Genomic DNA, 13,030 nt, shown 5'->3' with positions numbered 1-13,030 from the left:
GGACATGTTCATGGTTGACATTGGCGCAGACAACACAGCTGTTCAGCCCGGAGATGAAGTTGTCCTTTTTGGTGATGACCACGCCTCCATGTACGACCTCGCGGATGTGGCCGGCCTCGTTCATTACGAAATCTGTTGCCGTATTCCGATGCGGGTCCCCCGCACGTACCTGTAAACATTCCTCAAGGGTGCAAAAAGCTCAACACCCATTTGCTTTCAAATTTGCTAAATCGGGTTGCTCATGAGCCGGCGTATTGTTGAGCCATGCATGCCATGCTGCTTCCAATATATCCAGTGAGCGACCGTAAACAGTTTCAAAACTGGCGTTGCCTCCTTCCCAAAACAGGCGGTATTTCTCGATACCTTCCGTTTCAATCAAATATTGCATAAGGGTGCCGGCCTGGATGTAAGCGGATAAGTCATCCTGATTGAGAAAGGCATTTGCAAGGCTGTCCACAGGTATGATATCGCCGGCTTTGTACATAGCCAGGGCCGTTTCTCTGATTGTGGAAGATCCGCAGTAGTTATCTGCATACGTGGCAAGCCCCTCCCGTAGCCAACCGCCGGGTAACCATTCTTCCAGGGTACGTGCACCTGCCGGCTGCCCCCAACGCATGGTGCTGACAATATGCATAATTTCATGCCGTTCAGCACCACGCCGCTTTTCTCCGTTTAATACAACTGCGACCGTTGCAGACTCAAAATCAGCCAACCCTGTTGATCCGCGCGTCTGCCCTGTGAGAACAGCCATTTCTTCCCTGCTTTCCACATAGAACACGCGCAAATGGTGCGGAAAGGAGGGTTCACCTAGCAACGTCTGGGCATGTTCAAGATGCATTTCTGCTTCAACCAACAATGCTGCTGCCCGCGTAGCCGCAAAACTGTCGCGTTGAAAGTACAGGGTAACCTTTGCAGTACCCGTAGAATCCCAGCTAAAGGCAGGATTATCAAGGGCACGACGGGCCATTGCACGCGGCGGATCCAGCGCAGCAGACATTTTCGGGTTAAGGTGCCCCCCAGGAGCCGGCTGCGGCTCAGCACAACGCGTTAATGTAACAGCCAAAATTAGCATGCAGACCAGATGCAGGCAAAACTGCGTAGTGCTAAAATCAGAGCATCCAGGCATCTTCATCATGTATAACAAACATAAAGGAGGACATTGAAAGCGAACGGTTATGCATTTGGTAACTAATTAAGCTTCAAATTATTGTCTATACTACAAGGCACCTGCCTGCCGATTGAAATGCACTTTTAAGCTACAAATGTGCTGAAATTCAGTATTTTTGCCCAGATCTAAAATTACTCACATGGATCCATAGGTATATCTGTGCGTTTTTCGTAGATTCTTTGGCATAAGATGGGTGTCGCCCTGCGCTATGGGGCCGGCAAGCCTGATCCCCGGAGGGACTGTCTTATTCCAACTGTTTTGAAACAATCTATAGCCAAGCATGATCACTGCTGACCCCTCTGATATAAATATCCTCGTCGTGGACGACGAAGAAGACGTAGTAGAAGTTGTAAGTCATTTCCTGGAGCAGGAAGGATATACGGTACAGAAGGCTTTTGACGGAGAAGAAGCCTTAACCAAAGCCACCGCAGAAATTGACCTTATCATACTGGACATTATGTTACCTGGCCTCGACGGGTATGAAGTCTGCAAAACGCTTCGCTCTCGGGCTGAAACAGAGACCATTCCCATTATCTTCCTGAGTGCCAAAATTGAGGAAGAAGACCAGGTTAAAGGCTTGATGCTGGGTGGTGATGACTATCTCACCAAGCCGGCCTCTCCGCAGGTAATCATGGCCCACGTAAAAGCGGTACTTCGCCGCATGGGGGTTGATGAAAGCCGCGTTATCCAGATCAACAACCTGACCATCTATGAAGATGAGTACCGGGCTGCGCTGGATGAAAAAGACCTTGGCCTGACGCTTACCGAGTTTGAGTTGCTCCGGTACCTTGTCCGCCACCCACGGAAAGCGTTCACCCGCCAGCAATTGCTGGAAACCATCTGGAAAGATGCCATGATGGTCACAGAACGTACTGTTGACGCCCACATCAAAAACCTTCGGGAAAAACTGGGCGGGTTTGCGCAGCATATCCAAACGGTTCGCGGTGTTGGCTACAGGTTCGTGGAAGACGGCGCACCTGAGGAATAATGGAGTGGCGACGCGTGCGACGCCTCCTCTTGTGGCTGAGGCTGCTGTTCAGGGAAATTGTATCTACGATTTTCCCAAAACGGGCCTCCACGCAAACCTGGATGTTTCTCACCTTTGCGTTCTTTGTGGGGGCCGCCGTACTTGCAGTTGGCCTCTATGCCCGCTTTGTACTCCATAACCAGACGGAAACCGCTGCCCGCCGGCAACTCAGAGAGCAAGCTTTGCAAATTGCCACTACGCTCGGCAAAACCCGATCGTACGATGAAGCTTGGCGCGCCACAGAGCAGACGAGCCGCGTCCTGGGTATGCGCATTGAAGCCTATGTAGGCGACACCCTCTACGTGGATGCCCGCGAGACTTTCATCCCCCACTACAAATTACCCCCAGGGGTTGAAGAGGAGTTAAACGTGCCCCCAGGCAGGATGCGGTTTATCGAGCACACAACTACAGATGGGCAACCCATTCTGATTTGCTCGGTCAATCACGCCCTCACCGGATTTAACGTCAGACTCTACGTCCCAGAGCCCCCCCTTTACTCCCTTGCGCAGCACATGCAAGTCGCCTTAATGGTGGGGATGATAACGGCCCTTGTGCTGGCCATGTTTGGCAGTTGGGTTGCCGCGCGGCGTGTTATCAAACCACTGCGGGCCATTAATGCACGGGCGAGTAAAATATCCGACGAGGATGCCACAGGTAATCAGAAAATCATCGTGCGTTCGCGTGCTGCTGAGTTCCAAGACCTGGCCACAAGCCTGAACAAAATGTCGGGCCAGTACCGGAAGAAAATTGAGAACCTCGAACGGATGTCAAACCTCCAGAGTGAGTTTATAGGCAACGTTTCCCACGAGGTGCGCAATCCTATTTTTGCCATCAGCGGATACCTGGAGGCGCTGACAACACCCGTACTCACGCCCGAGCAACAGAAGCGATACGCTGAAAAGGCCCTGGTCAACCTGGAGCGGTTGAGCAACCTGTTCAACGATCTTATTGAAATTGCCCGGCTCGAATACCGTGAAGACATGATCCGGCTGGCGGACTTTGATCTCGCGGAGCTATCGCTTGAACTGGAAGACCTGCTGCAATCCAAAGCACGGGCCAAGGACCTTAAGCTGGAGATTCATCATACCCCCATTAAAGTAAACGCCGACCGCGATCGTATCCGCCAGGTACTGGTGAATCTGATTGAGAATGCAATTGTGTACACTGACAAAGGCGAGGTTGTATGCAAGTACCGCCGGCGGCAAAATAAAGTCCGCGTGGAAGTGGTCGATACTGGAAGGGGTATTCCGGAAGAACACCTGGAACGCGTATTTGAACGCTTTTATCGAGTTGATCCCGACCGCTCCCGCAAAAGCGGCGGCACAGGCCTGGGCCTGAGCATTGTTCGCCAAATCATGCACGCCCACGGCGAGCAGATTCACGTTGAAAGCACCATCGGTCGCGGCACACGCTTTCGGTTTGACCTCCCATTGGCAGAAGACGAAATTCGGGAAGACGCAGAATAGGTCACCTTTACCCCCTGCTGCAAAACAGCCTCTACACATCAAAAAAAGGGCTTTCAAAAAAGATTGCGCTAAGTTTGTGCAAAGAGGCTGCACAATTGCAAAAAGACGTGAACCTGTAGCCCGAAACGTGGTCTAACTTTCTCCCTATTGCCCCGTTGCTGGAAGATTTGCGTTTTGTTCGCAAACGCCGCATCTATAAGACCACCACCGTTGCTTGACTTGTCCGGGGAAACGAGCGTGCTGTTCAATCAGCGCAATGCGCATCGTCCGTTGTAGATCGAGAGTATTATGGCAAAAAACAAACGTGCTATGGAGCTTGGTTCATCATCTATTCAGGAGTCTGATATCGACATCGAACTTGTTCGGCCCACGAACGGCAAGAAAAAAACTGATCTAACCGTAAAACAGCTGACTGCTGCTGATTTTGACGCAGATTCGCTGTTACAGGTTTACCGTACCATGCTGCTTTCTCGCCGGCTGGACGAAAAGATGATCAACTTGCTCAAACAGGGCAAAGGGTTTTTCCACATCGGCTGCGCGGGCCATGAAGCTGCGCAGGCTGCAGTTGCGTATTTCTCCAAGCCGGGCAAAGACTGGTTTGTATCTTATTATCGCGACCTTTGCATGAGCCTATCGCTCGGCATGACGTCGCGCGATACGCTACTTGCCCACCTTGCCAAAGAAGCTGACCCCAACTCGGCAGGCCGGCAAATGGCTGAGCACTTCTCTTCTACAAGCCTCAACATACTTACAACCTCTTCTTCTGTAGGTGCACAATATCTCCCCGCGCTTGGCGCTGCCATGGCCCAACAGCGGGATGACAACGACAATTATGTATATGTTTCAAGCGGAGACGGTGCAACGTCGCAAGGCGACTTCCACGAAGCCCTCAACTGGGCAACCCGCATCAAAGCTCCTGTGCTCTTTTTTGTGCAGGACAACAAATACGCCATCTCGGTGCCGGTAAGTGAGCAGACCGCTGGTGGTTCAGCCTACAATTTTGGCGCCGGCTACGAAGGCATTGCACGCGCGCGGGTCGACGGCACAGACTTCTTCAAGACGGCCTCGGTTGCCAAAGCTGCCATAGAGCACATGCGCGCCGGCAACGGCCCGGTCCTGCTACTGGCAGACGTTGTTCGCCTGATGCCGCACTCCTCTTCAGATAACCACGCAAAATACCGTACAACTGAAGAACTGGAAAAAGACAAACAAATCGATCCGATTGCCCGCATGGAGCTGTCTTTGATCGAGTTTGGTCTGCTCAATGAGCAAAAAATCAAGGAAATGCGTCAGGCTGTCAAACAACAGGTTGACGACGATACGGTATGGGCAGAAGCACAGCCAGACCCGGACCCCAGCACAGCTACCAAACACGTATTTTTTGAAGGGGACCTCGGTCTCCAATACGAACAGAGTACACCGGAAGGCGAACTTGTGGTTATGGTGGACGCCATCAACCATGCACTCCACGAAGAAATGGAGCGCAACGAGAAAATTGTTGTATATGGTGAAGACGTTGCCGGCGATAAAGGTGGCGTTTTCACCGCCACCCGCAACCTGACTGCCCAATTTGGTGAGGAACGCTGCTTCAACTCCCCCCTTGCGGAAGCGTCAGTTATTGGTACTGCTGTTGGATTTAGCGCTGCCGGCTACAAACCCGTGGTGGAAATCCAGTTTGCAGACTACATCTGGCCGGCCATGCAGCAAATCCGCAACCAGCTTTCTACTTTCCGCTACCGCTCCAATGGCGAATGGGGCTGCCCGGTTGTTGTACGCGTACCGTCTGGTGGCTACATCCATGGTGGGCTGTGCCACTCACAAAACATTGAGTCAATTTTTGGCCACATGCCAGGACTCAAAGTTGTTATGCCATCCAATGCTGCAGACGCAAAAGGCCTACTAAAAACGGCCATCCGCATGGAAGACCCTGTCCTCTTCCTGGAGCACAAAGCGCTGTATCGCGCATCACAGGCGCGCACCCCTGAGCCTGATGCCGATTACCTCGTTCCGTTTGGCAAAGCAAAAACTGTTCGGGAAGGCACTGATCTATCGATCATCACGTACGGCTTTATGGTGCACAAAGCGTTAGCTGCTGCTAAAACGGTTGCAAAGGAAGGGATTTCAATCGAGGTGATTGACCTCCGAAGCCTGGTACCTCTGGATACCGAAGCCATACTCAATACGGTTCGCAAAACGGGACGCGCCCTTGTCCTGTACGAAGACCATGAATTCCTCGGCTATGGGTCCGAAATCAGCGCCCTCATTGCTGACAAGGCCTTTGCAGACCTGGATGCACCCGTACGCAGGGTTGCCGGCGCCTTCTCACCAATTCCTTTTGCTGATCCGCTCGAACGCGCGGTGTTGCCACAGGACAAGGACATCCTTGATGCCGTCCGGGAAATTGTAAGCTGGTAAGCCGTAAACGTAAGACTTTACGAAATCAGGGCGCTTTTGCTATCTTTTCTGGGATTATGCATGGTCTATGGTATGCTATTTGTCAGCAAACCTGAGCTATCGCTAAGAGGGTATTCTGAATCACGGATACCCAAATCACAGGATCCTCTAATCTCAAAGCAACGCTAGAGCAGGCCGGCAAAGAAGCTATGTTATTTGGTAAACCCAGAAATTGGGCCAGTGCGAATGTGCGCAAGACACCCCTATGCCTTGCCTGCCTCCTCTGCTTCTTTACAGCACTCTGCTCTCCAACAGCTTTATTGGGCCAGGCCTGGACCATGCCCCGGGGCGAACACTTCCTAAAAGTTACAGGAAGCAGTATTACAGCTGCCAACCAGTTCTCTTTTGACGGACGCACCCTTGATTTTGCCAACGGAGTATCTGGCAATGCCTTCCGCGATGAAAGCCTCTACCTCTATGGTGAACTTGGGCTTTTCAACAACCTGACCGTTGTGCTGTCCCTTCCCTACAAACGTACGTTTGTCCAGGACTTGGCTTTCAAGTATGAAACAGCTGCTCTGGGCTCAGGCACAATAGGCGTTCGACTTGCCTTGCTGCCCCTTTTTGGTGCACGCCCATCTGCCCTTTCGCTTGCGCTGAACCTCGCAACCAGCATTCCGCTGGGCTACACCCGAAATTTTGCACCCAGCGCCGGCCCGGGGCAGGTTGATGTACAGGCCTCCCTTGGCCTCGGCGTCAGTTTCTACCCCACAGCAGCTTATGCCCAAATCAGTGCCGGCTACCGCTACCGCTCTTCCCTCTATGCATTTTCCAAAGCCGTTTCTTGCAATGTTGGCAATGACATCAACTGCATACGTGACCTCGAGCCAACATATGGCAATGAGCTCATTTTCACAGCAGACACTGGCATTATGTTTTTGAACGGTATGCTGTTTTTTCAAGCACTCGCAAACGGAGTCTGGTCGGTCGATGAACCAGTTGTTGGCTTCACAGCAATAAACCCGATACCTACGCGACAGCGATACATCAAAGCAGGCGGCGGGTTTACACTCTACCCTTTCCGCATAACACGATTGTACGGTATGGCAGATCTTGGATTTGGCGTACAATACTTCCTGACGCCGTATGGCAGAAATACCATAGAATCGACGGACCTGTTTTTTGGTATCGAATACCGCGTCAGGTTCTAAACAGATTGAGATTCACCCTTTTATGCATCGTAACCTTTCCATCTCAAGGCGATCGTTTCTGGGCCGCGCCAGTGGTGCGCTGCTTGGCGTTTCCCTGATGCCTATCGCTGCCGGCTGTGAGCAAAACAGCTTTTCACCCCTCTCCACCGGCACAAGCATTCCTTTCCTCACGCCTATCCAGGACAATAATCCCGACAACGCCTTTTTTGCGCAATATGGCGGCCAGGCTGCTGTAGCCAATTGGCCCGGCGTACAGCAGTTGACACGGGGCGGTTGGGCAATGACGCTTGATGGACTGGTTGACACACCGCTTTCCATTACATTCGCAGACATCCAGGCAGAATCAGCCCGGGCCATTCGTGTGCTAAACACGCTCCGTTGTATCGTTGATGAAACGTTTGTCCCAGGCCTCATTGGCAATACCATCTGGACCGGCATCCCCCTCCGTATTTTCCTCGACCGGGCCGGCCTAGACCCCGTACTGGCAAAACGATTGCGCTTCTATGGGTCAGATGGGTTTACAAACAACCTGAAACTCAGCCAAATCTATGGCACTACGACCCAGGACCTCGTGGAGCCGTTGCTTGTGTATGAAATGAATGGCGCGCCACTGACACCCGAGCATGGCAACCCGGTCCGGCTGCTGGTGCCAGGATATTACGGCTATAAAAGCGTCAAGTGGTTATCGCGGATAGAAGTATCCGGACTGGATGAACCCTTCGGCAGTTACCAGGAGCAGTTGGGGTATGTAGATGATGGAGAAATAAGCACCCTCAACAAGGTAACCAATCCCCTGCAAAACCAAACCATTGCAGCCGGCGCATTTCGACTCTTTGGGTATGCATTAAGCGGCAAAGCAGGCATACGCACCGTAGAGCTTTCCATTGATGATGGTCCTTTCGAAGCAGCACGAATTTTACCGCTAGACGAAATCCTCTCCAGCAACCCGGAAATCAGAGAAACCGTGCAGCTTCAAGACTCAGGATTCACCTACCCCTTCAGGGGCGTCTGGGCACTGTGGGAATCCACCTGGAACGCCACGCCGGGCAGTCACGTGATCCGGGTTCGCGCAGTAGACAACAATGGCAACACACAACCCGTCACCGACGAAAACGACCTGGATGGCACCAATCCGGTTTTTGAACTCCGGGTTAATGTCACCTGACCGGCATACGCCGCATTAAGACATGGTGCCGGCCAGCCGATCAGACCAGTGTTAACGCGCTATCCAGGTCGCGAATCAGGTCATCAGCATCTTCAATACCAACGGACAACCGGATCAGCGAATCGCTTAAGCCAGCCTTGACGCGCTCTTCCCGTGGAATAGAGGCATGCGTCATCGAAGCAGGGTGACCGATCAGGCTTTCAACACCACCAAGGCTTTCAGCCAGTGAGAAAACATGCGTATTGGAGAGCACTGTCATGGCATTTTCGACGCTATCCTGAGCCAACGTGAACGACAGCATACCACCAAAATGGCGCATCTGTTTTTTTGCCAGTGCATGTCCCGGATCATCAGCAAGGCCAGGAAAATAAACCTTACCCACCTTTGCGTGATTGTTTAGAAAGTCAGCAATAGCAGCAGTATTCTTGCAATGCTGTTCCATGCGAACATGCAGCGTTTTTGTCCCGCGCAAATTCAGGAAGCAATCCATGGGTCCGGGAACCGCGCCAGCGCACTTCACCTGGAAACGGAGTTTCTCGTTCCATCCTTCGTGGCTCGTGCACACAACCCCGCCAATGAGGTCGGAGTGCCCACCCAGGTACTTGGTACTTGAATGCACCACCAGATCAGCGCCCAGTTTGAGTGGTTGCTGCAAGTAAGGTGACGCAAATGTATTGTCTACAGCAACATCCACGTTGTGGGCATGCGCAAGGCTACAGAGTCCTTCAAGATCCAGTACACGGATCAGTGGATTGGTTGGCGTTTCAATCCACATCAGCCGCGTTTTAGGGGTAATGGCAGCTGCTACAGCATCATGATCCCGCATATCTACAAAAGAGAATGTGAGTCCGAAAGGCTCAAAAATCTTGCGAAAGAGCCGAAAAGTGCCGCCATACAGGTCATTTGTAGAGATGATGTGATCACCTGGGCGCAGGCTCTTAATGATGGCATCGGTACATGCAACCCCTGAAGAGAAGCAGATGCCATGTGCAGCAGATTCCAGTGCAGCGAGGTTTTTTTCGAGCACGGTACGGGTAGGGTTGCTAACCCGCGCGTACTCATGTCCCTGATGCTCGCCCGGACTTGCCTGTACGTAGGTAGACGTCTGATAAATAGGCGTCATAATCGCGCCTGTAGACGGGTCAGGTTCTTGTCCGGCGTGTACAGCGAGGGTCCCAAAACCGTGTTTGGTGGTTGTGTCTACTTGCATGCGGGTGATTCTCCAATTCGTTCAAAATCATGGAATGTCTGCTTACATGCGCGGCTGTGCACGCTGTTTCAAAGAACTGCCGGCGGGCCCTAAAATAGACCAGTAGCCAATTATGGGTTATGTCTATTGCCGGTTTTCGAATGCCGAGTGGTTTATTCCCTTTTGTCACAGCAGTAAACAATGATATTTCTACCAGCACGCTACTACCGCAAAACAAAAACACGAAAAACAGAACCTCATCTCCTCAACCCTAAATTTGCATCAAATAACAAAAAGCCCCTGACCGGAGTGCGATCAGGGGCTTTGTAGGTCAAAATGTTGTTTAATCAACTGCGCTGTTGCACGGGCAGTTTCTTCTTAATTTACTGTGGTCGGAAACGCATCAGGTTGTTTTCGCCGTCCAGATGGATCACCAGTTCATCAGCATTACCCGAGAAAGATCTGGCGCTTGCCAGTTCATCCAGATACATGTCTGCGATGGAATCTACACCACACGTTGGGCTGTCTGCATTGAGGGATTTGATTGTGAGCGTGCTGGTGCGGCCCACGGCATAGTCTCCGTCAAACTGCACACAATCTGCACGGCCAGAGAAAACGTCTGTGTTTTCGAACGTGATGGTATAAACATCACCATCGCGCGGCGCATACGTGTTGCTGCTATACACAATAAGTTCAAGCTCCCAGCGCCGGCGATAGTAGTCGTCATCATCATCGTCTTCTTCGACAACAATGATGCACGCCGGCAACAGAAACACAACACAACATGCGTAGAGTAAAGGCCTTAGAGACTTATCCAGATAGGATCGTAGGTTCATTTCGAATGCTACCTCATTAAGAATTTAGGGCTGCAATTATATTAGCAAAGCCGCTAAGGCATAAACGAGAGTAACAAAGACCTAAAAATAAATCTGGATTACCGATTAAGGTTTTGTAGCATCTGGTCGGCCTGCTGGTAAACAGGGGAATCTGCGCCGACCAGCGTTTTCACTTTCTCAAACTGCGTTTTTGCCTGATCCAGCCGGTTAATCTGCATCAGCATTACGCCGTAGTAAAAGTTGCCCTGGAGATGGTTCGGATCTGTATCGAGCACCTGCCGAATCTGCGTGACACCTTGCATCGGGGCCCGTGTATTCAGGTAAGCCATAGCGAGTGCCGTTCGGATATCGAGGTTATCCGGGCTTACAGCGAGACCTTTTTCGTAAGCAGCGGTTGCCTGTGACGCGGCAGCAAAACGGGCTTCGCCGCGCAGGGTATCCATCCAATCGTAATAGAAATGGCCGGCACTAAACCAGTCTTCTGCGCTGTTGGTAAGGGTGGCAATTTCCTCCTGAACCGGGGCAGCTTTGTCCGGCCGACGGGCCACTATGTAGGCTTGTATGAGCTCTTGGTTTTTTGCTACAAGGGCATCTCCATCAAGGGATGCAGCTTCAGCTTCGAGTGCAGCAATCTGGTTGGCGAGTTCACCGGCAATAGCCGCTTCAGGGGCTTGTCGTTGGGGATTAGATTCTGGAGCTGAAGTCTGGGCCTGGGCAGGTGCGGGTTCTACCTCAGGAAATGCGCGCCAGCTGTATCTCGTGATCATGAACAGCACAGCCACGACCAGTATGCCGGCAACCACCAGCATACCAACGTTTGCCATATTCAGGGGTGGATCTTCTGCTGCCGGCAAGGGGCTTTCTTTCACCTCCGGCGGGAGCTCAGCTTGCTCAGCAACAGCCGGCGCTACAGGCTTAGAGGCTTCTGCACGCACCTGGAGTTCGGTGCCACACGCACTACAAAATTTAGCACCTACAGGATTTTGCCACCCGCACATGTGACAAAACGGACCACTTTCAGCAACCGCTGAAGCTGAAGCAGATGCAACAAATTGCTTCAGCGCTGCGTCGGTGCTTGCGGTAGGCGCCTTGTCGAAGCTTTGCATATCATGGTCTTTTTGCCCTACAGGCCAGCCACACATGTTACAGATTTTACTATTGCTTGCAATGCGTGCACCGCAAGAGGTACACTCGATCATCTTTTTATTTTCCATGCATCAAAACTAGGTGGCGCGATCCCGCTTGTGCCGCTCGCTCGCGGCATCCATAACATCATTGCGAAACTGCTGGGATGGCTTGAATACGGGGACATAACATGACTCAACCATTACCTCTTCATTGGTGCGAGGATTACGCGCAGTTCGGGGTGCCCGTTCCTGCACCCGGAAGGTACCAAACCCGCGAATCTCAATGCGCTCCTCATCCATGAGCGATTCTTTAATCACACTGATGAAGCCATTAATAACGGCTTCCGTTTCGATTTTGGTTAGCCCGGTGCCTGTAGCAACACGATCTATAATATCAGCCTTTGTCACTTATGCTGGAATGGTTTATGCCAATGAGCTCATGAAAAACTTCAATGTAGTTTCTCCGTTTACGCGCGAGGCGTAAACTATGGTCCCCGGTTGGCGCTTATGAAAATTGAGACAGCATTAGCGGGGTAGATACGTGATGTAATCAGCTTTATGCCGCGCTCGATCAGGCCAAGCTTTTGACGCAATTAACACAATCCCTGCGCGTGCTGACAATAAGTTGAGACATCGCCGTTACCAATCAGTCTCAATTCGATTACATCGCGGACACAATTTACCCGCATCTCTGTTCTGCGTACACCAAACGCCCATCAAACATCGGTCCTGCATTTACGCAACACGCCACTCAATATACTATAAATAAACAACTTAGGCCCACATACAAGACCACGAAGCATGCTCACACCTTACCGTCAACTATTCTATTTCAGCGTTTTCTTTATTACGGCACACTATTTGTAAAGACAAAAAGTCCCCCCTCTTGCAGGACGGGTAGTGCTCGTTGTAAGATTTTTTGTTGATGCGATCGTATGCAAGGTTTGTTTTATAGTGTAACTGCTACTTTTACCACGTTAGTCCTAGCGCTTATTCTTTTTGTGGTCGAACAGTACGACCGAATTTCAGCTCCCGACTTAAATGATGCGGAGCAAACGAAAGAGCAAGCTATTTTCTTTTTGGAATCTATCAAGACCGATGTAGAGAACATGGTATTGTTAGAAACCGCGGAAGCTGAAGATAGCAGGTGTCGCATCAGCATGACGCGGAATGGTCGCACAAAAGTATTCACTTTCCCCACGCTTATCACCCGAACAGGCCAGCGCCAACCAGAGATTGTACAGGTCACCTACGAATTGCAAGGGCAGGCCAAACAAGTTACTACGCGCAACGGCAAACGAGATTTATACAAATTACGCCGGTATCTCGAAGACGGCACCAGCACAGAAATTCAGGCCGGCAGCACCAGCCAGATGGTAGATTTCCTGGTAGAACTGATTCCGGAAGCGTCTGAAGGCGCCCCTGACAAAAGAATTGTATCGGGTGG

General features: G+C 51.4%; 11 protein-coding genes. 6 read left to right on the top strand and 5 right to left on the bottom strand.

Translation table 11 applies throughout. The annotated features are described in order from the left end of the window. Positions 1 to 199: 199 nt before the first annotated feature. On the bottom strand, positions 200 to 997 hold the full coding sequence (locus tag AAF564_21600; GenBank protein ID MEM8488160.1) for a hypothetical protein: 798 nt from the start codon (positions 995 to 997) through the stop codon (positions 200 to 202). Positions 998 to 1,448: 451 nt separating this feature from the next. On the opposite strand from AAF564_21600, the gene AAF564_21595 reads away from it, so the two are divergent. The 5 genes from AAF564_21595 to AAF564_21575 all read left to right on the top strand — a co-directional run bounded on the left by AAF564_21595 (position 1,449) and on the right by AAF564_21575 (position 8,431). Next, positions 1,449 to 2,156, top strand: coding sequence for a response regulator transcription factor (locus tag AAF564_21595; protein MEM8488159.1), 708 nt, complete (start codon positions 1,449 to 1,451; stop codon positions 2,154 to 2,156). Further along, a complete protein-coding gene (locus AAF564_21590) occupies positions 2,156 to 3,661 on the top strand; it encodes a HAMP domain-containing sensor histidine kinase (protein ID MEM8488158.1) in 1,506 nt (501 codons plus the stop codon). Before AAF564_21595 ends, AAF564_21590 begins: the two co-directional genes overlap by 1 nt. Positions 3,662 to 3,949: 288 nt before the next feature. After that, positions 3,950 to 6,076, top strand: a complete 2,127-nt coding sequence (locus AAF564_21585; GenBank protein MEM8488157.1) for a dehydrogenase E1 component subunit alpha/beta — start codon at positions 3,950 to 3,952, stop codon at positions 6,074 to 6,076. A gap of 227 nt (positions 6,077 to 6,303) precedes the next feature. Beyond that, positions 6,304 to 7,266: a hypothetical protein gene (locus tag AAF564_21580; GenBank protein MEM8488156.1), complete on the top strand. Its 963-nt coding sequence runs from the start codon at positions 6,304 to 6,306 to the stop codon at positions 7,264 to 7,266. Between the two features lie 22 nt (positions 7,267 to 7,288). After that, positions 7,289 to 8,431: a molybdopterin-dependent oxidoreductase gene (locus AAF564_21575; GenBank protein MEM8488155.1), complete on the top strand. Its 1,143-nt coding sequence runs from the start codon at positions 7,289 to 7,291 to the stop codon at positions 8,429 to 8,431. Between the two features lie 40 nt (positions 8,432 to 8,471). Here AAF564_21575 and AAF564_21570 read toward each other — a convergent pair whose 3' ends face one another. From AAF564_21570 to AAF564_21555, 4 genes are all read right to left on the bottom strand, one after another. Continuing rightward, positions 8,472 to 9,641 (bottom strand): cystathionine gamma-synthase, encoded by a 1,170-nt coding sequence (locus tag AAF564_21570; protein ID MEM8488154.1) that lies wholly within the window; start codon positions 9,639 to 9,641, stop codon positions 8,472 to 8,474. Between the two features lie 362 nt (positions 9,642 to 10,003). Then, entirely contained in the window at positions 10,004 to 10,456 is a 453-nt protein-coding gene (locus tag AAF564_21565; protein ID MEM8488153.1) for an META domain-containing protein, read from the bottom strand. A 98-nt stretch (positions 10,457 to 10,554) separates the two neighbouring features. Further along, a complete protein-coding gene (locus AAF564_21560) occupies positions 10,555 to 11,598 on the bottom strand; it encodes a zinc-ribbon domain-containing protein (GenBank protein MEM8488152.1) in 1,044 nt (347 codons plus the stop codon). Between the two features lie 81 nt (positions 11,599 to 11,679). After that, the gene (locus AAF564_21555; protein ID MEM8488151.1) at positions 11,680 to 11,991 is read right to left on the bottom strand and encodes an HU family DNA-binding protein; all 312 of its coding nucleotides are present in this window, start codon (positions 11,989 to 11,991) and stop codon (positions 11,680 to 11,682) included. A 527-nt stretch (positions 11,992 to 12,518) separates the two neighbouring features. Between AAF564_21555 and AAF564_21550 the strand changes: the two genes are divergently transcribed. Continuing rightward, the coding region (locus AAF564_21550) for a hypothetical protein (GenBank protein ID MEM8488150.1) at positions 12,519 to 13,030 on the top strand (512 nt) is incomplete at its 3' end.

Source organism: Bacteroidota bacterium, assembly GCA_039111535.1.
Lineage (GTDB): Bacteria > Bacteroidota > Rhodothermia > Rhodothermales > JAHQVL01 > JBCCIM01.
Note: the sequence above shows the minus strand (reverse complement) of the source record. Positions and strands in the feature narration are given on the sequence as shown.

What these genes read in the sequence shown, in the direction of transcription:
- AAF564_21600 (MEM8488160.1), bottom strand. Translation starts at nt 997, where the DNA reads ATGTCTGCTGCGCTGGATCCGCCGCGTGCAATGGCCCGTCGTGCCCTT.
- AAF564_21595 (MEM8488159.1), top strand. Translation starts at nt 1,449, where the DNA reads ATGATCACTGCTGACCCCTCTGATATAAATATCCTCGTCGTGGACGAC.
- AAF564_21590 (MEM8488158.1), top strand. Translation starts at nt 2,156, where the DNA reads ATGGAGTGGCGACGCGTGCGACGCCTCCTCTTGTGGCTGAGGCTGCTG.
- AAF564_21585 (MEM8488157.1), top strand. Translation starts at nt 3,950, where the DNA reads ATGGCAAAAAACAAACGTGCTATGGAGCTTGGTTCATCATCTATTCAG.
- AAF564_21575 (MEM8488155.1), top strand. Translation starts at nt 7,289, where the DNA reads ATGCATCGTAACCTTTCCATCTCAAGGCGATCGTTTCTGGGCCGCGCC.
- AAF564_21570 (MEM8488154.1), bottom strand. Translation starts at nt 9,641, where the DNA reads ATGCAAGTAGACACAACCACCAAACACGGTTTTGGGACCCTCGCTGTA.
- AAF564_21565 (MEM8488153.1), bottom strand. Translation starts at nt 10,456, where the DNA reads ATGAACCTACGATCCTATCTGGATAAGTCTCTAAGGCCTTTACTCTAC.
- AAF564_21560 (MEM8488152.1), bottom strand. Translation starts at nt 11,598, where the DNA reads ATGTGTGGCTGGCCTGTAGGGCAAAAAGACCATGATATGCAAAGCTTC.